The sequence below is a fragment of the Massilia sp. CFBP 13721 genome (assembly GCF_014842025.1).
GTDB lineage: Bacteria > Pseudomonadota > Gammaproteobacteria > Burkholderiales > Burkholderiaceae_D > Telluria.
This window is the reverse complement of the sequence record NZ_JACYUY010000001.1, coordinates 74,580-92,664: the sequence shown is the minus strand read 5'-3', so window position 1 is coordinate 92,664 and position 18,085 is coordinate 74,580. Positions and strand designations below refer to the sequence as shown.

Here is an 18,085-nt window from a genome sequence, read left to right as displayed (position 1 = left end):
ACGTAAGGTGGGCGGCTGGACCCGGCTCCTTGCCTGCCTGCTGCCTGGGCGCCGCCCACGCGTTCAGCCACACTCTGAAACCTCGGGACAATTCATCGGCTGGTTGAACGCGTGGGCGGCGCACATGTAATTGGTCCGGAAAACGAAGAGGTATAGCCGCCCGGTGAATCCGTCATCGAGGCCATTGGCCTCGATGACCCTGTACGGGTCTGAGCATTCCGCCCAAGTCCTATTTCACCCGTTGTTTCTCCAGCTTCCTCGCCAGCGTCCTCCGGTGCATCCCCAACCGCCTTGCCGCTTCCGAGATATTGAAATCGGTCTCGGCCAGCACCGCATGGATGTGTTCCCATTCCAGCGTCTTGATCGAGGTCGAGCGGTTGGTGACCTCGATGTCGGCATTGCCGGCCACGTGGCCGAAGGCGGCCTCGATGTCGTCCGTGTTCGACGGCTTGGCCAGGTACTGGCAGGCGCCGAGCTTGATCGCCTCGACCGCGGTGCCGATGCTGGCGAAGCCGGTCAGCACCACGATCAGCATCTCGGGGTCGTGCGCGTGCAGTAGCTGCACGCAGTTCAGGCCCGAGGAATTGCCCTTCAGTTTCAGGTCGACCACGGCGTAGCCGGGATCGCTGTCTTCCAGCACCTTGGCCGCTTCTTCGTAGCCGGGCGCATGCAGCACGCGGTAGCCGCGCCGCTCGAAGGAGCGGCCCAGGGTGCGCGCAAAGGCTTCGTCGTCTTCGACGATCAGCAGCAGCGGCGCGTCTTCCGGCACGAGATCAGCCATGCTCGGCCTCCCCGCTCAGTGCGATCGACGCCAGCGGAATCGTCAGCGTCACCGCCGCCCCACCCTCTTCACGGTTGCGCGCCACGACGCTGCCGCCCAGCGTGCGCGCCACGTTCACCACCAGGAACAGGCCGACGCCGGCGCCGGGCCGGCTCTTGGTCGACTGGTAGGGCTTGCCGAACTGGGCCAGCATGCCGGGGGCGAAGCCGGGGCCGCGATCAAGCACTTCCAGGCGCAGGGTGCCGTCCTCGACGCTCGCTTCGAGTCCGACCCACTCGGGCGAGGCTTCCAGCGCGTTGTCGAGCAAATTGTCGATGGTCTGCTTCAGGGCCGAATCGAAAGCGACCGGGATGTCGTCGGTGATCCGGTTCTCGTAGTCGAATACGCCGGCCTTGCGGCTGTCTTCCCATTCCTCGGCCAGGCCGTCGAGGAAGGTGTGGATGGTCGTGCGCACGGCCGACTCGCCGCGCGCGCTGCCGGCCGAGAGCAGGATGCCGCTGACGATCGACTTGCAGCGTTTCAGCTGGGTCTGCATCTCGCCGATTTCTTCCAGCAAATCCGGGCTGTCGCGGAAGGCCGGCATGCGCTTCCAGTCGCCGAGGATGACGGACAGCGTCGCCAGCGGCGTGCCCAGTTCGTGGGCGGCGCCGGAAGCAAGCAGGCCCATACGCACGATGTGGTCTTCCTCGGCGGCGCGCTGGCGCAGGTCGGCCAGCTGCGCCGCCTTGGCGCGCAAGGTGGCGCTGATGCGGGTGATGAAGATCACCAGCAGCGCCGCATTGATCGCAAAGCACAGCAGCATGCCCTGAACGTACAGGCTGGCGATGCCGCGCGCATGGTCGAACGGCAGCGCCAGCGGCTGCGCGAACACGGCCAGCAAGGCCAGGCAAACCAGGGTGATGGCGACGATGGTCCAGGTCGACCAGGCTTCCAGCAGCACGGCCGAGATGATAATTTGCAGCAGGTAGAGGAAGGCGAATGGGTTGGTGGTGCCGCCGGACAGGTAGAGCTGGACCGTGAGGGTGGCGACGTCGACCAGCAGCGCCATGAACAGTTCGCTGTTGGCGACCGGGCGCCGTTCGTGCCAGCGCAGGTGGCTGGCGATGTTGAATGCGATCAGGCAGGCCAGCACCTGCAGCATGTGCACCAGCGGCAGGTTGATGTCGAAGATGAGGATCGCCGCGGCGATCGTGGTGACCTGGCCGATGACGGCGATCCAGCGCAGCTCGATCAGCTGCAGCATGTTCTTGTGGCCGGCCGCGTATTCGACGGTGGCCTCGAGCGCCGAAGCCATCGACGGTGTTATTTTTGTGAGTAGATCAAGCTTTACTGCCATCGTTCCTGCCGGTTTCCCTGTTCGAACCCGAGCGTGCGACATACCACCACGCGCCGAGCACCATCAAAGCAAGAGCATACCAAGTGATCGCATACACGAGGTGATTGTTTTGAAAGGAAATGACAGTCAGGCCGCCGACCGGGTGTTCAGGGGCGCCGGCGGGATCCTGCCCGCGCCGCGCATCGACGAAATAAGGTGCGACATTGGATAAACCGCGCGCGGCGGCGATGCCGGCGACGTCGCGCGAGAACCAGCGGTTGCCGGCCGGATCGTTGTCGCGCAGGAAGCCGCCGCCTGGTTCGGCGATGCGCAGCAAGGCGGTGAAGCTGTGCGGGGCATCCTCGACAGCGGCGCAGGGATTGCCGTCGGCGCGCCGCGCCGGATAGCGCCCGCGCGCATCGGCGGCCGGGATGAAACCGCGGTTGACGAGGACGATGCTGCCGTCAGGCGTGCATAGCGGCGTGACCAGCCAGTAGCCGGCGCCTAGTTCGGACACGGCTTGCACCGGCGTGGAAAATTCGTAGAGGAAGTGTCCGGCCAGGCGTACGTGCCGGTATTCGTCGGATTCTTTGGAGATTGAAGACCAGCGCGCCGCGGGAGGCGGCGCCACCGGATCTGCGCTGACGCGCGATTCGACACGTTCGATCAGGGCCAGTTTCCATTGCAGGCGTTGCACCTGCCAGGTCCCCAGCCCCGCGAACAGCACGATCAGGAGCAAGCCGATGATCGCCAGGACGATGCGTACCACACTGCGTGGCCGCTTCACACCGGAATCAAGCGCATGCGCCGGATCGTGCCGGTCCATCATTGCATGTCGTGGGGGCCGTGGCCGGTCATGCCGGCTGCGTCGCCCATGCCAGGCATCATGTTGGCGTTCATGTGGTACATGACCCAGATCGAACCGGCCAGGATGATACCCAGCAGGACGATGGTGAGGATCAGCGCCATCATATTCCAGCCGCCCTCGGACTTCGAGTTCATGTGCAGGAAATAGATCATGTGGACGACAACCTGCACGCCGGCGAAGCCCATGATGACGAAGCGCGTCATCTCCGGTTCGATCACGTTGCCCATGACCAGCCAGAACGGGATCACCGTCAGGATCACGGCCAGCACGAAGCCGATCGTGTAATCCTTCAGGCTGTAATGCACGCCCGGCTCGTCGCCATGGCTGTGGCCATGGAGCGCATCGTGGGCGTGATGGGCGTCGTGGCCGTGGTTGTGGTGGCCGTTGCTCATGGCAGCACTCCCATCAGGTAAACAAAGGTGAAGACGAAGACCCAGACCACGTCCAGGAAGTGCCAGAACATCGACAGGCAAGCCATGCGGCGCAGGTTCTCGACCGACAGACCGTGCTTTGCCAGCTGGAACATCAGCGTGACCAGCCAGACGATACCGAACAGCACGTGCAGGCCGTGGGTGCCGACCAGCGAGAAGAACGCGGTCAGGAAGGCGCTGCGCGACGGGCCGGCGCCTTCATGGATCAGGTGGTAGAACTCGTACAGTTCCAGCGCCAGGAAGCAGGCGCCGAGGACACCGGTGATGGCCAGCCAGAGCTGGGCCTTGCCCAGATTCTTGGCCTGCGCCGAGATCATCGCGAAGCCGAAGGTGATCGACGACACCAGCAGGAAGGCCGTGTTGATGGCCACCAGCTTGAGGTCGAACAGTTCGGCGCCGGACGGACCGCCGGCGTAGTTGCGACCGAGGACAGCCCAGGTCGCGAACAGGCTGGCGAAGATCAGGCAGTCGCTCATCAGGTAAATCCAGAAACCCAGCATGGTGCCGTGTTCCGGATGATGCTCGCGCACGTGGTAGCGCGAGCCGGCGTCGGCCCCGGGGGCGCCGGGGTGAGCGTTCAGGGTTGCGTTAATTTCAGACATGGGCTTCCAGCAATTTAGTGCGTGCGTTCTCGGTACGGGTCACTTCTTCCGCCGGGATGTAATAGTCACGCTTGTAGTTGAACGTATGGACGATGACGGCAACGATCGTCGCCACGAAGGCGAGTCCCGTCAGCAGCCACATGTGCCAGATGATCGCGAAACCGACCACCATCGACAGCGCCGAGACCACGAATCCAGCCCAGGTGTTCTTCGGCATGTGGATCGCGACGTAGTCCTTCAGCGGACGGGTCCAGCCATTCTTCTTCATGTCGGCGAAGGTGTCGTTGTCGTACACGACCGGCGTGAACGCGAAGTTGTAGTCGGGCGGTGGCGACGAGGTCGCCCACTCCAGCGTACGGCCATCCCATGGGTCGCCGGTGACGTCGACGTTCTTCTTGCGGTCGCGCCAGGAAACGAAGATCTGCATCAGGAGGGCCGCGATACCGCCGGCGATCATCAGGGTGCCGATGAACGAGATCACGAACAGCCACTGCATTTCAGGGTCTTCGAAGTGGCTCGAACGACGGGTCACGCCCATGAAGCCCAAGATGTAGCCCGGCAGGAAGGCGACCCAGAAACCGATCGACCACAGCCAGAACGAGATCACGCCCCAGAACTTGTTCAGCTTGAAGCCGAACATCTTCGGGAACCAGTAGTTGAAGCCCGCAAACAGACCGAACAGCACGCCGCCGATAATGACGTTGTGGAAGTGGGCGATCAGGAACAGCGAGTTGTGCAGCACGAAGTCGGCCGCGGGAATCGCCAGCATCACGCCGGTCATGCCGCCGATGGTGAAGGTCAGCATGAACGAGACGGTCCACATCATCGGTAGTTCGAAGCGGATACGGCCGCGGTACATCGTGAACAGCCAGTTGAAGATCTTGGCCCCGGTCGGGATCGAGATGATCATCGTGGTAATGCCGAAGAACGCGTTGACGCTCGCACCCGAACCCATGGTGAAGAAGTGGTGCAGCCAGACCAGGTACGACAACACCATGATCACGACGGTCGCATACACCATCGAGGTATAGCCGAACAGACGCTTGTTGCAGAAGGTCGAGACGACTTCCGAGAAGATGCCGAAGGCCGGCAGGATCAGGATGTACACCTCGGGGTGGCCCCAGATCCAGATCAGGTTCACGTACAGCATGGCGTTGCCGCCCTTGTCGTTCGTGAAGAAGTTGGTGTCGAACAGGCGGTCCATGCCCAGCATCGCCAGGGTGGCGGTCAGGATCGGGAACGACATGACGATCAGGATGTTGGTGCAGAGCGAGGTCCAGGTGAAGACAGGCATCTTCATCAGGTCCATGCCCGGCGCGCGCATCTTGACGATGGTGACGATCAGGTTGACCCCTGACAGCAATGTACCGACACCCGCAATCTGCAACGACCATATGTAATAGTCGACGCCGACACCCGGACTGGCCAGGATGCCCGACAGCGGCGGGAAGGCCAGCCACCCGGTACGTGCGAATTCACCGACGAACAGCGAGGCCATGACCAGCACGGCGCCCATGGTCGTCATCCAGAACGAGAAGTTGTTCAGGAACGGGAAGGCCACGTCGCGCGCGCCGATCTGCAGCGGCACGACATAGTTCATTAAACCCGTTACGAATGGCATCGCCACGAAGAAGATCATGATCACGCCGTGGGCGGTGAAGACCTGGTCGTAGTGGTGCGGCGGCAGGAAGCCGGCATTCTCGCCGAACGAGATCGCCTGCTGGGCGCGCATCATGAGTGCGTCGGCGAAGCCGCGCAGGAACATCACGAGGCCCAGGATCATGTACATGATGCCGATTTTCTTGTGGTCGATACTGGTGATCCAGTCGCGCCACAGGGTGCCCCACAGGCGGAAGTAGGAGATCAGGCCGATAAGGGCCGCACCGCCGACAAGCACGCCTGCGAAGGTAGCGAGCAGGATCGGCTCGTGGAACGGAATCGCGTCCCAGCTGAGCCGTCCGAAGATAAGCTTCGTCAAGTCAAATGAGTCTTGCATGGTTACTTCTTCACAGAATTAGTAGGGGTTTCGCATACTTCGGTCGTGGCATCGGCGACCTGGCGCTTGCCGTCTTGCGGCAACTGCTTGAGGGCGATGTCGTTACGCACGCGCTTGGCGTCCATGGCCATCTGGTGGTTCATGCAGACGGCGCCTTCGGCCACGCAGCGGTTCACGACCGTCATGAACAGGTTTGGCTGGACGGTGCCGTAATGGCGCACCGGCTCTTTTTCCGACGGCTTTTCGAGGGTCAGGTAGTCGTTGCGGCCGAGCGTGTTGCCGCTGGCCTTGACCTTGCCGACCCAGGCGTCGAAATCGGCCTGGCTGGTGCCGCGGTAGGCGAACTTCATGTGCGAGAAACCGTCGCCGCTGAAGTTCGACGACTGGCCCTTGAAGTCGCCGGCCTTGTTCAGCACCGCGTTCAGGGTCGTCTCCATGCCCGGCATCGTGTAGATCATGCCGGCCAGGGTCGGGATGTAGAACGCATTCATCACGGTCGACGAGGTCAGCTTGAAGCGGATCGGGGTGTCGATCGGGGTGACCAGTTCGTTCACCGTCGCGATGCCCTGCTCCGGATAGATGAACAGCCACTTCCAGTCGAGCGAGACGACCTGCACTTCGAGGACCTTGGTGCCGGCCGCGATCGGACGGTGCTGGTCGATGCGGTCGAGGGGACGATACGGGTCGAGCTTGTGGGTGCTGATCCAGGTGATCAGGCCCAGCGCGATGATGATCAGCAGGGGCGCGCCCCAGATGACCAGTTCGAGCTTGGTCGAGTGATCCCAGTCCGGCTCGTACCGGGCGTTGGCGCCCTTGCGGTACTTCCAGGCGAAGAACACGGTCAGGACCATGACCGGCACGATGATGATTAACATTAACAGGACCGAGACCGTAACCAGGTCGGCCTGCTGCTTGGCGATATCACCGGAGGGGTTCATTACCACCGTGTTGCAGCCGGACAGCACCGCAAGCAGGAGTAACGACAGTCCGGGTCGGACAATTTTAGGAATCATGCTAGGTATCTAACGTTACATGGGAATGAGAACATGCTACTGTAATGCCATCGGCCTTCGTTGCACATTGGACGTTTTGTCCCACCCTTGCCCAGGCCAGGGGACTACCTTGAAGGCTGCGCACTTACCTGGAGACTAAGAATATGGCTAGCACGAATTCCTACGGCGGCGCAGGAGCCGCTCCCGTTACCGCCCCGCATAGCGGGGCCCGCAACATCAATGCCCGGGACGACCACATCTCCCCGAGCGAAATTGCCGTTGGCGTTGTCATTGGGCGCGCCTCCGAATATTTCGACTTCTTTGTCTACGCAATCGCCTCGGTGCTGGTCTTCCCCGCGATCTTTTTCCCGTGGGCGGACCGGCTGGAAGGCACACTCTACTCGTTTGTCATTTTTTCGTTCGCATTCATCGCGCGCCCGATCGGCACGATCGTCTTCATGAAGATCCAGGAACGCTTCTCCCGGGAAGTCAAGCTGACCATTGCCCTGTTCCTGCTCGGCACCGCCACCGTCGTGATCGCCTTCCTGCCCACCTATGACCGGATCGGCACCGCCGCGATCGTCCTGCTGGCCCTGATGCGCATCGCCCAGGGCGTGGCGCAAGGCGGTTCCTGGGATGGCCTGCCGTCGCTGCTGGCCCTGAACGCGCCCGAGCACAAGCGCGGATGGTATGCGATGCTCGGGCAATTGAGCGCACCGTTAGGATTCCTGATCGCCGCCGGCCTGTTTGCCTACCTGCTGGACAACGTGTCGACCGACGACTTCCTGGTCTGGGGCTGGCGCTTCCCGTTCTTCGTCGCTTTTGCGATCAACGTCGTCGCCCTGTTCGCGCGCCTGCGCCTGGTCTCGACCACCGAATATTCGCGCCTGCTCGACGCCCATGAACTCGACCCGGCGCCGGTCGGCGAACTGGCAAGCAAGCAAGGCGCCAACATCGTCATCGGCGCCCTCGCCGCCCTGGCTAGCTACGCCCTGTTCCACCTGGTGACCGTGTTCCCGCTGTCGTGGATGCAGCTCTACGACACCCGTCCGATCAGCGGCTTCCTGTACGTGCAGATGTGGGGCGCCGCCGTCGCCGCAGTCTGCATCCTGATTTCCGGCCTGGTGGCCGACAAGGTCGGCCGCCGCACCACGCTCGGCACCCTGGCCGCCCTGATCGCGATCTTCTCGGCCTTCGTGCCGATGCTGATCGACGGCGGCGAAGCTGGCCAGAACGCCTTCATCCTGATCGGCTTCGCCCTGCTCGGCCTGTCCTACGGCCAAGCCGCCGGCGCCGTGACCTCGAACTTCGAATCGCGCTTCCGCTACACCGGCGCGGCCCTGACGAGCGACCTGGCATGGCTGGTCGGCGCCGCCTTCGCCCCGCTGGTCGCGCTCGGCCTGTCGGCCAACTTCGGCCTCGGCTACGTCAGCCTCTACCTGCTGTCGGGCGCGGTCGGCTCGCTGGCGGCACTGAGCCTGAACCGCAAGCTGGAAATTCGCGACTGATGATGTCTTGATTGCGCCGCCCTCTTCGGCGGCGCAGCCTGCATTCCCACGATCCGGCCAGGCCCCGCGCCTGGCCGGATTTTTCTTTTGTGGCGGCGGTCCAAGCCGAATTGGACGGAGGCTGCGAAGGAGGCTGATATGGTGCGCGAATATCCCGTCGAGATTGCTGCGGATGGGGTCACAGCTGGCACAGCGCTGGCCGGCGTGCTGGCACTGCCGCCCGACCCGATCGGCGTCGTCCTGTTCGCGCACGGCAGCGGCAGCAGCCGCCACAGTCCGCGCAACCAGGCCGTCGCGGCCGCGCTGCGCGAGGCCGGCGTCGCCACCCTGCTGCTCGACCTGCTCACGCCCGCCGAGGACGCGCTCTACCGCAACCGCTTCGACATCGACGTGCTGGCCGCGCGCCTGCACGCCGCCGCGCGCTGGCTCGGCACCGAACCCCTGAGCGCACCCCTGCCCCTGGGCCTGTTCGGCGCCAGCACCGGCGCGGCGGCGGCCCTGCGCGTGGCCGCCGACAGCGGCAGCGGCATTGCAGCCGTCGTTTCGCGCGGCGGCCGGCCAGACCTCGCCGGCACGGCCTTGGCGCAAGTGCTGGCGCCAACGCTGCTGATCGTGGGAGGGGCGGATACCGAGGTGCTGGAGCTCAACCGCCGGGCATTCGCGAGCCTGCAGTGTGAAAAAGCGCTGGAAGTGGTACCGGGGGCGGGCCACCTGTTCGAGGAAGCGGGGGCGCTGGAACAGGTGGCGGAGATGGCCTCGGACTGGTTCGTGCGGCATTGTGGCCCGTAGCCGCGCCCGGCTCAGGCCTGCTCGGCCTTTTTCATGACGGGCCAGTGGCTGAGTGCAAAGATCCAGATGAAGACGATGTTCAGGAACGGAACCCAGGTCAGCAGCGCCAGTGGACCGGCATAGCCGGCTTTCTTGACGATGAGCCAGGCCGGGACGATGGACGTTGCAAGAACGAAGAGCACGATGATCCAGTGCCAGATGCTGAAGGAGCCCATGAGAATGAATGAGAAAGACGGCAGCGATGCGTGCCGAGTCGCTCGTCCATTCTAGCGAGTTTGCCTGCCAGAAATCTCTCGAATTGTTGCGTTCCTGATCCCATGACGCTCGCCCGGAACGCCTGCGTAGGGTGGGCACTCTGAACTGCCCACCCTACATGCCTGTCTCGGCTTACGCCAGCGCCGTATCCAGCACCGTCATCAGGATGAATCCGAATATGAGCGCGATCGTCGCCGAGGTCCCGTTGCCGTTCTCGCGCATCTCGGGAATGACGTCGTTGACGATCACGAACAGCATGGCGCCACCGGCCGCGGCCAGGGCGAACGGCAGCAGGCCGCCGGAGATGCCGATCAGCGCGACGCCGAACGCGGCGGCGATCGGTTCGATCAGGCCGGACAAGGCACCCAGCCCGACCGAGGTCAGGCGGCTATAGCCGACCGTGCGCAAGGCCAGCGCCACCACCAGCCCTTCGGGCACGTCCTGGATCGAAATGCCGGTCGTGAGGGTATGGGCTTTTTCGACGTCGATGCCGGCGTAGGCCACGCCGATCGCCATGCCTTCGGGCAGGTTGTGCAGCGCTACCGCGGTGACGAACAGCCAGGCGCGGCGCAGCGAGTTGCCGTGCACGTCGCTGACCAGCACCTGGGCCGGCGCCGTCGCGCGGCTCATCAGGAGGATGGCGCCGGCGCCGGCCATGATGCCGGCCCCGGCCAGCAGGCTCGCTTCCCATGGCCCGGCGCCCGAGGAACGGGCGGCGGCCAGCGCCGGAATCACCAGCGAAAACGCGGTCGCGCCCAGCATCACGCCGGCGCCGAAGCCGAGGAAACCGTCATAAGTGCGTTTCGAGAAATTCTGTGAAAACAGGACCGGCAAAGTGCCCAGCGCCGTGGCCGCGGCCGCGGTGGCGCCGCCCAGCAAGGCGTAATGCATCTTCGGATTTGCATTGATGAGCTGCTCGACCAGGCTGCCGAGCAATAACAGGCAACCCGCCGAACAAATCAGCAGGCCAATGACGCGGCGCACCGTCAGCGCGCGCATAAGCGCGCCGGTCCAGCGCAATTTCTGTGTTCTGGATTCCATCCACGATCCCTTCTGTCCGCCGAAACGGAACTACCCTGCAAGTTTATTACTTAGCAGGGTAGCAAAAACAGCGATGGCAAGGGCGCGCGCATGGCGAGACCGGAAACGACGCAGCCCATTGCCCGCGCGCGCCGCCCTTACATTACGGCTTGCTCACTGCCGACGCGCCTTTTGGCGTCGCCGGATCGAGGCCGAGCTCGGCGCCGGTCTGCGGATCCTTGGAAGGATCGGACAGGGTGCGCGCCTGCATCTGCTTGAGCACTTCGATGTCGTCGGCCGGCAGCTTGACTTCGGCTTCGCCGGAGCCGCCATCGACTGCCATCTGCTTCTCGCGGTCGGTGACGAAGTCCCAGCCCGGACCCTGGTTCCACGGGCCGCGCATTTCGCCTGGACCCTGGGACATGTTGAAGTAGACGCTGGAGAAGCGTGGGTCGACCGGCATTTTGCCTGCCGGGAAATTCGACTCCATCGAATACAGGGCTTTTTCGAAGGACTTCTGGTGCGCCACTTCACGCGTCATCAGGAAGCCCAGCGCTTCTTTCACGCCCGGGTCGTCGGTCAGCGCGATCAGGCGCTCGTAGACGATCTTGGCGCGCGCTTCGGCGGCGATGTTCGAACGCAGGTCGGCCGTCGGCTCGGTGATCGAGTCGATATAGGCCGCCGTCCAGGGCACGCCGGCCGAGTTGGTCAGCGGTGCGCCGGCGCCGTACAGCACCTGGGTGATGTGGGAGTCGTTGCCGGCGCCGGTGATCTTGCGGTACATCTCGGCTTCGGTGTCGACCGCTTCGGCCAACTGGCCCTTGGCGCCCTTGTTCAACATGGCGACGATGTGGCCGATCACCTCGAGGTGGCTGAGTTCCTCGGTGGAGATGTCGTACAGCATGTCCTTGCGGCCTGGATCGTCTTCGGCAACAGCTTGGGTAAAGTAACGCATGGCCGCAGCCAGCTCGCCCTGTGGCCCGCCGAACTGCTCGAGCATCAGGTTGGCCAGGCCGGGGTTCGGTCCCGCGACGCGGACCGTGTATTGCAGGCGTTTGTTATGTGCAAACATTCCGACTCCTCCGATAGATGAAAACTAAGCGTCCACGCGACAGCGTGCGACGCCATCTCAAAACGGCTGCACGGCTTTGCGCCGTCAGTCGAACGTGGACTCATCATCGCAGCCAGGCGTTATCAAGTAATCAGCACTCTCGCCGTGTTCATGTAGGACAAGGGTGACAAACTATTAAAGAATTCTCATAGGAATGACTGGCTTGGATCTCCACCAGGAAAAACTACTGTCGGTTACGAAATAACCCGGGTGCATTGAGTCAGCCAAGTCAAACCGGCGCCTTACCCCGCCAGAACGTTGCACACTATATAAGCGCATTTCATATCGCTGAGGACGCGCCCTTGGCCGACAAAACGCTGCTCTACGGTCCTACGCCGTGCGCACATTGGCCAAATTAGCATCTTAATTATTAGTCAACCCGGAGGGACACCAACATGTTTTCGCTGAACCAATTGAGCCCGACCATCACCGACATGATCCGCTTCGATCACTCGCACGTGATGGTGACGTTCCACCAGTACACCAAGGACAAGTCGCCAAGCGTCAAGAAAGCGCTGGCCGACACCATCTGCACGGCGCTCGAGATCCACGCCACGCTGGAAGAGGAAGTCTTTTATCCGGTGATGCGCCAGCTCGACAAGGGCGAACCGTTCATCCACAAGGCCGAGCCCGAGCATAACGACATGCGCCGCCTGATCGCCGAGCTGCGCCGCACCAGCGCCTCCGATCCACGTCACGACAAGATCCTGCTGGAACTGATGCGCGACGTGATCCACCACGTGGCCGACGAGGAAACGACGCTGTTGCCGCAGGCGGAAACGCTGATGAGCAAGGCACGCCTGGCCGAACTCGGTTCGCAGATGACCAAACGCCGCATGGAATTGATCGCGCCGAAAGCCGGCAAGCTGGCCAAGAGCCACGCCGTCGGTTTCTCGGGCAGCACGACGGCGGTGGTGGTCGGCGTCGCCAGCGCCCTGTTCGCGCTGACCAAGCTGGTCAAGAAGCCGGGCGGCGAGCCTGCGAACTCCGGGACCTGGGCGAACGCGAATTCGACGCCGCACGGGAGCTGAAGGAAGCGGACTTACCTCGACGTTTCAACCATCCGAAACGCCGCGTTAACGTAGGGAGGACCGGGCGGCGAACCGCTCCGTCCACGCGGTAGTGCGCGCGAGGATCGAAACCTGTCCGACAGATCGCCAGCCAACGCGGGCCGGATCGGTCGCGTCATCGCCAACTGTCATACCGCGTGGGCACAAGTGCCTCTCGTGGCCCGGCCCACCCTACGAGGATGTGAAAAAATCGCCATGGCTGCGTTGCCTCGTCTCGCCGTACACTCGTACTGTCTTCGACTCGGCGCCTTGCCCTGACGTTTTTTTCACATCCTCTACGAGGCGCTGGTCATTCCGGCGCCTCGGTTTTATTTACGCTACCTCGGCCGTCTGCCCGATCGCCCCGCGCTTGACCTGGTCACGCTCGATCGATTCGAACAGCGCCTTGAAATTCCCTTCGCCGAAGCCGTCGTCGCCCTTGCGCTGGATAAATTCGAAGAAGACCGGCCCCAGCTGCGCTTCGCCGAAGATCTGCAGCAGCAGGCGCGGCTTGCCGTCGACCACGTTCCCGTCCAGCAGCAAACCACGCGCCTGCAGTTCGGTCGCGCTCTCGCCGTGGCCGGGGATGCGGCCGTCGAGCATCTCGTAATAGGTTTCCGGCGGTGCGCTCATTAGCGGCACGCCGGCGTTGCGCAGGGCGTCGACGGTGGTGATCAGGTCGTCGGTGAGCAAGGCGATGTGCTGGATACCTTCGCCATTGAACTGCATCAGGAATTCCTCGATCTGGCCGCCGCCGGCCTTGCCCTCTTCGTTCAGCGGAATCCGGATCTTGCCGTCCGGCGCGGTCATCGCCTTCGAGGTCAGGCCGGTGTACTCGCCCTTGATGTCGAAGTAACGGATTTCACGGAAATTGAACAGTTTTTCGTAGAAGCCGGCCCAGAAGGCCATGCGCCCGCGATAGACGTTGTGGGTCAGGTGGTCGATGATCTTCAAGCCATGGCCGGCGGGGCGGCGCTCGACGCCGTCGATGAACTCGAAATCGATGTCATAGATCGACTTGCCGTCTTCGAAACGGTCGATCAGGTACAGCGGCGCGCCACCGATACCCTTGATCGCCGGCAGGCGCAACTCCATCGGGCCGGTCGGGATGTCGACCGCCTGCGCGCCCAGTTCCAGCGCGCGCTTGTAGGCGGCGTGCGAATCCTTGACGCGGAAGGCCATGCCGCAGGCCGAAGGGCCGTGCTCGGCGGCGAAATAGGCCGCGTAGCTCTTCGGCTCGTTGTTGACGATGAAGTTGATCTCGCCCTGGCGATACAGCACGACGTCCTTCGAGCGGTGCACCGCGACCTTGGTAAAGCCCAGCTTCTCGAAGATCGGCTCGAGCACGCCCGGCGTCGGCGACGCGAACTCGACAAATTCAAAGCCCATCAGGCCCATTGGATTCTCAAACAGGTCAGCCATCTTGTTTTCCTTGTCTTTCTTGTGATGCAGTGATCTCCTCCAACCGGCACGCGCCTCGTGAGCGGCGCCGGGCGGAACCGTGCGGCCGGCGCGCGTCTCGCTGCGGCGCCTGGCCCGAACATGCGCAGCCGCCCCTGCCTGGGCGGCGCGGCTGTGCAACGAGCGGAATGATACGCCAGTTGCGCGCCAGTTTCAGGCAATGATGTCGAATCGGCATGCCCATATGGCATGGATCGCCGGGAATCTGCCTCGGCCGACGCGGGCTAACGCCGCGCCGTATGCTGGCGCGGCCGTTCTCCGGCACGCTCCGCCAGCAGCGTGCGGATATCGTTGATCAGCACCGCCGGGTGGAGGAAGGAGGTCGAATAGATTTCGCGCACCGTGCCGGAGGCGTCGAGCAGGTACACCTTCAGCATGTGGCTGAGCACCGGTGCGCGCTGGCCCGGCGGCTTGACCGCGGCCACCGAGACATCCTGGCCGAAACCGTCGAGCAGCGGCGCCAGGTCACGGCCGCCGCGCGTGGTCAGGAAACGCCAGTCGAGGCCGCCCCTGGCGCGGGCCTCGGCGCCGCCATAGCTGCGCATCGCCAGCGGCGTGTCGAATTCCGGATCGAAGCTCATGCTGACGAAGCGCACCTTGCCGTGCAAGGCGGGCGTGCCCTCGACCGTGCGCTTCAGGCTGTGCAGGGTGGCGTAGGCCAGCGGACAGCCCTTGGCGTCGGTGCAATAGGTGTAAATGAAGGAGAACAGCGTGACCTTGCCGGTCGTGAACTCCGACAGGCGGTGCACGCTGCCGTCGCTGTCCAGCACGATGCCGTCGGGCGCGCGCATGATGCGCTCGAGCCGGTAGCTGCCCGGCGCGGGCGGCACGAAACCGAGCGCCGGAACCGCCGTTGGCCCGGAAATGTCGAGCGCAGCTGCGCCGGCCGCAGCGCCGCTCGCGCAGATGGCCAGCGCCAGGGAGGCGGCGCGCAGCATGTCTCTCACCGCCCTGCCAGCCGTCCTGACTCGGTACCATGCACAGGGCCGTAGGCAGCCTGCTGCCCGCTGCGGGCGCCGAATTTCATGTGGTGCGGCCGGCCCAGCTTGAGCTTGTAAAAGTCGACTTTCCATTGTTCGTTCAGCGCCTTGCCATCCCAGGCAAACAGCTTGACGAACTGCTCGTTGTCCGCCCCGGCCTTGTCCCAGTTGGCCAGCAGCGACGAACTGACGTAGAGCCGCTTGCCGTCCCAGCTTTGCGACAGCATGTTGACCTGGGACCCGGTTTTTTTCGCATAGGTCTGGCGCGGCGCTTCCGGGTTGCTGATGTCGAAATAACGGGTGGTGCCGTCCATGAAGGTATTCACCCAGAGACCCTTGCCGTCGGCGCGCATCGAAATGTCGACCGGCAGTGGCGTCTTGGCCGGGTCGCCGATGGTGGCGACGTCGCGCGCCTGCCACTGGCCCTTGGCGTCCTTTTTCACCAGCCACAGCTTCGAGGTGAGCGCGGTTGCGGTGATCGCCCAGTCGTCGCCGCCGGCGAGCGACCAGCGGATTTCCAGCGGCGCACCCGGCACGCTCAACACCTGTTCCGGCTGCATCGATTTCAGGTTCCACATCACCATCGTATTGCCGAACTGCTTCATCGCGCCCGCGTCCTTGACCAGGCTGCCCAGCGGGGTCATGTAGTTCTTCTTGCCGGTGAAACTGGAACTGAGCATCGCGTTGCGGGCCGGATTGATGGCCAGGTCGTAGCCATAGCCGTCGCCGCCCTTCAATGCGGAACCAGTCGGCATGGCGTATTTTCGGATGAACTCGCCCTTGTTGTTGTACAGGGCCATGCCGGTGGCGCCGCCGCCATCCCTGGCATTCGACAGTGCTCCGATCAGCATCCGGCCCGGCATCGCGTAAAAGGTGTGCGGGCCGACCAGGCCGGTGCGCTTTTCGAAGTCGGCAATCGTATTGACCAGGCGCGGCTTGGCGGGATCGGTATGGATGTCGAAAATGTAGATCTTGCTGTCGTCGAGTCCGCCGGCCCAGAGGAAGCGGCGGTCGTCGGTGAAACCGGCATGGTGGGCCTCGCCGCGCCCGCCCACCGAGACCTGGGTCAGCACCTGGCCGAACTTCGGCGACTTGGGGTTGGCGTCGAGCGTGACCAGCTTGTCGGAGCCGTCGCCCATGCCCTGCACGCCCAGCGTCCATACGTACAGGTAATCTTCCTGCCCCTTGATCAGGCTCGACATATAGGGGGAATTGCAGGTTTCGTCGGCACTGGCGAGCCCGCCGAGGCCAAGCACGATGGCGGCGGCGGTCGCCGCGCGTGCAAATTGATGTGGTCGCATGTTGAACTCCTGTCGGAAGCCATTTGGTTCGACGCGCGGGCAAGCTTGCCAGGCGCGCCGGCAGCAACAGGACAAGCATACGCCTGCCAGTGCAAACGTTGGCAATCCTTGCCGCCTGCTGCCTATGCGCTACAGTCTCATGGCGTTTACGCAACAATTGCCTTCCACAGCGGCTCGTAGCAACGAGTCCGCATGGCCACTATTTACATTGTAAATAGACAAAATTCATCTATTCATGTCGTAAAACATGCGCGACTGACTTACAGTGCTGGATAAAGAACAAGCCCCCTTCACAGGAGACCCGCATGACCCAGCACATCGGTACCGAACTGCGCTACCAGTCCGGCTTCGGCAACGAATTCGCCACCGAAGCCCTGCCCGGCGCCCTGCCCGCGCACCGCAATTCGCCGCAGCGCGTGGCCTACGGCCTGTATGCCGAGCAGATCTCGGGCACGGCATTCACCGCCCCGCGCGGCCACAACCGCCGTTCCTGGCTGTACCGCATCCGCCCGGCGGCCATGCACGGCAATTTCACGCAAATCGACAGCGGGCGCATCGTCGGCAAGTTCGATCAGGGCGCGCCGCCGCCGAACCAGATGCGCTGGAGTCCGCTGCCGCTGCCTGATACGCCAACCGATTTCATCGATGGCTGGGTCACCATGGCCGGCAACGGCTCGGCCGAAAGCATGAGCGGCTGCGCGATCCACCTGTACGCCGCCAACCGCTCGATGACCGACCGCTTCTTTTATTCGGCCGACGGCGAACTGCTGGTCGTGCCGCAACAGGGGCGCCTGGAAATCGCCACCGAACTGGGTACGATCGAGCTGGAACCGCAGGAAATCGCCGTGATCCCGCGCGGCATCCGCTTCCAGGTGCGCCTGCCGGACGGCGCAGCACGCGGCTACATTTGCGAAAACTTCGGCGCCCTGCTGCGCCTGCCCGACCTGGGCCCGATCGGCTCGAACGGCCTGGCCAACCCGCGCGACTTCCTCACGCCAACGGCCCGTTACGAAGAGCGCGAGGGCGACTTCCAGCTGGTCGCCAAGTTCTGCGGCAACCTGTGGGCGGCGAGCATCCAGCACTCGCCGCTGGACGTGGTCGCCTGGCACGGCAATTACGCGCCCTATAAATACGACCTGCGCCATTTCAACACCATCGGCTCGATCAGCTACGACCACCCCGATCCGTCGATCTTCCTGGTGCTGCAGGCGCCGAGCGATTCGCCCGGCGTCGACACGCTCGACTTCGTCATCTTCCCGCCGCGCTGGCTGGTCGGCGAAGACACCTTCCGTCCGCCCTGGTTCCACCGCAACGTCGCCAGCGAATTCATGGGCCTGGTACATGGCGCCTACGACGCCAAGGCCGAAGGCTTCGTCCCCGGCGGCGCCAGCCTGCACAATTGCATGAGCGGCCACGGCCCCGACGCTGCCACCTTCGACAGGGCCAGCAACGCCGACACCAGCCAGCCGGGCAAGGTGCAGGACACCATGGCCTTCATGTTCGAGACCAAACACGTGCTGTGCCCGACCGCGCACGCGCTGGCGTCGCCGCAACTGCAAGGCGGCTACCAGGATTGCTGGGCCGGCATCCGCAAGCACTTCCGGCAGACGCCGTAAGGGACAGGCC

The 18,085-nt window shown here is 63.7% G+C and carries 17 protein-coding genes; 4 read left to right on the top strand and 13 right to left on the bottom strand.

Going from position 1 to position 18,085, the window contains the following annotated elements; all coding sequences use genetic code 11:
- Window positions 1-229: 229 nt before the first annotated feature.
- Genes IFT60_RS00415 through cyoA form a run of 7 tightly spaced genes read right to left on the bottom strand, consistent with a single transcriptional unit; the run spans window position 230 to window position 7,006 of the window.
- Window positions 230-781 (bottom strand): response regulator transcription factor, encoded by a 552-nt coding sequence (locus IFT60_RS00415; RefSeq protein ID WP_192048302.1) that lies wholly within the window; start codon window positions 779-781, stop codon window positions 230-232.
- Complete coding sequence (locus tag IFT60_RS00410) at window positions 774-2,075, bottom strand: ATP-binding protein (RefSeq protein WP_229510619.1); 1,302 nt, start codon at window positions 2,073-2,075, stop codon at window positions 774-776. The genes IFT60_RS00415 and IFT60_RS00410 overlap by 8 nt, the downstream gene beginning before the upstream one ends.
- 25 nt (window positions 2,076-2,100) lie before the next feature.
- On the bottom strand, window positions 2,101-2,925 hold the full coding sequence (locus IFT60_RS00405) for an SURF1 family protein (protein ID WP_229510618.1): 825 nt from the start codon (window positions 2,923-2,925) through the stop codon (window positions 2,101-2,103).
- On the bottom strand, window positions 2,922-3,356 hold the full coding sequence (gene cyoD / locus IFT60_RS00400) for a cytochrome o ubiquinol oxidase subunit IV (protein ID WP_192048298.1): 435 nt from the start codon (window positions 3,354-3,356) through the stop codon (window positions 2,922-2,924). The genes IFT60_RS00405 and cyoD overlap by 4 nt, the downstream gene beginning before the upstream one ends.
- A complete protein-coding gene (cyoC, locus tag IFT60_RS00395) occupies window positions 3,353-3,997 on the bottom strand; it encodes a cytochrome o ubiquinol oxidase subunit III (RefSeq protein ID WP_192048296.1) in 645 nt (214 codons plus the stop codon). Before cyoC ends, cyoD begins: the two co-directional genes overlap by 4 nt.
- Window positions 3,990-5,993: a cytochrome o ubiquinol oxidase subunit I gene (cyoB, locus tag IFT60_RS00390; RefSeq protein WP_192048294.1), complete on the bottom strand. Its 2,004-nt coding sequence runs from the start codon at window positions 5,991-5,993 to the stop codon at window positions 3,990-3,992. Before cyoB ends, cyoC begins: the two co-directional genes overlap by 8 nt.
- Window positions 5,994-5,995: 2 nt before the next feature.
- On the bottom strand, window positions 5,996-7,006 hold the full coding sequence (gene cyoA / locus IFT60_RS00385) for a ubiquinol oxidase subunit II (RefSeq protein WP_192048291.1): 1,011 nt from the start codon (window positions 7,004-7,006) through the stop codon (window positions 5,996-5,998).
- 143 nt (window positions 7,007-7,149) lie between these two features.
- On the opposite strand from cyoA, the gene IFT60_RS00380 reads away from it, so the two are divergent.
- Together IFT60_RS00380 and IFT60_RS00375 are read left to right on the top strand one after the other, a co-directional pair.
- Window positions 7,150-8,493 (top strand): MFS transporter, encoded by a 1,344-nt coding sequence (locus IFT60_RS00380; protein ID WP_192048289.1) that lies wholly within the window; start codon window positions 7,150-7,152, stop codon window positions 8,491-8,493.
- A 138-nt stretch (window positions 8,494-8,631) separates the two neighbouring features.
- Window positions 8,632-9,282, top strand: a complete 651-nt coding sequence (locus IFT60_RS00375) for a dienelactone hydrolase family protein (protein WP_192048287.1) — start codon at window positions 8,632-8,634, stop codon at window positions 9,280-9,282.
- A gap of 11 nt (window positions 9,283-9,293) precedes the next feature.
- Here IFT60_RS00375 and IFT60_RS00370 read toward each other — a convergent pair whose 3' ends face one another.
- The 3 genes from IFT60_RS00370 to IFT60_RS00360 form a co-directional block, all read right to left on the bottom strand.
- Window positions 9,294-9,497: a Sec-independent protein translocase family protein gene (locus IFT60_RS00370; protein ID WP_192048286.1), complete on the bottom strand. Its 204-nt coding sequence runs from the start codon at window positions 9,495-9,497 to the stop codon at window positions 9,294-9,296.
- A 172-nt stretch (window positions 9,498-9,669) separates the two neighbouring features.
- Entirely contained in the window at window positions 9,670-10,578 is a 909-nt protein-coding gene (locus IFT60_RS00365) for a ZIP family metal transporter (protein ID WP_229510617.1), read from the bottom strand.
- A gap of 142 nt (window positions 10,579-10,720) precedes the next feature.
- Complete coding sequence (locus IFT60_RS00360; RefSeq protein WP_192048284.1) at window positions 10,721-11,629, bottom strand: manganese catalase family protein; 909 nt, start codon at window positions 11,627-11,629, stop codon at window positions 10,721-10,723.
- Between the two features lie 434 nt (window positions 11,630-12,063).
- Here IFT60_RS00360 and IFT60_RS00355 point away from each other — a divergent pair, with 434 nt between their 5' ends.
- On the top strand, window positions 12,064-12,699 hold the full coding sequence (locus IFT60_RS00355; protein WP_192048282.1) for a hemerythrin domain-containing protein: 636 nt from the start codon (window positions 12,064-12,066) through the stop codon (window positions 12,697-12,699).
- Between the two features lie 351 nt (window positions 12,700-13,050).
- Here IFT60_RS00355 and hppD read toward each other — a convergent pair whose 3' ends face one another.
- From hppD to mtoX, 3 genes are all read right to left on the bottom strand, one after another.
- A complete protein-coding gene (gene hppD / locus IFT60_RS00350; RefSeq protein WP_192048280.1) occupies window positions 13,051-14,139 on the bottom strand; it encodes a 4-hydroxyphenylpyruvate dioxygenase in 1,089 nt (362 codons plus the stop codon).
- Between the two features lie 263 nt (window positions 14,140-14,402).
- The gene (locus IFT60_RS00345; RefSeq protein WP_192048278.1) at window positions 14,403-15,116 is read right to left on the bottom strand and encodes an SCO family protein; all 714 of its coding nucleotides are present in this window, start codon (window positions 15,114-15,116) and stop codon (window positions 14,403-14,405) included.
- Between the two features lie 5 nt (window positions 15,117-15,121).
- Complete coding sequence (gene mtoX, locus IFT60_RS00340) at window positions 15,122-16,459, bottom strand: methanethiol oxidase (RefSeq protein ID WP_192048276.1); 1,338 nt, start codon at window positions 16,457-16,459, stop codon at window positions 15,122-15,124.
- A gap of 305 nt (window positions 16,460-16,764) precedes the next feature.
- On the opposite strand from mtoX, the gene hmgA reads away from it, so the two are divergent.
- Window positions 16,765-18,075, top strand: a complete 1,311-nt coding sequence (hmgA, locus tag IFT60_RS00335; protein ID WP_192048274.1) for a homogentisate 1,2-dioxygenase — start codon at window positions 16,765-16,767, stop codon at window positions 18,073-18,075.
- Window positions 18,076-18,085 lie beyond the last annotated feature (10 nt).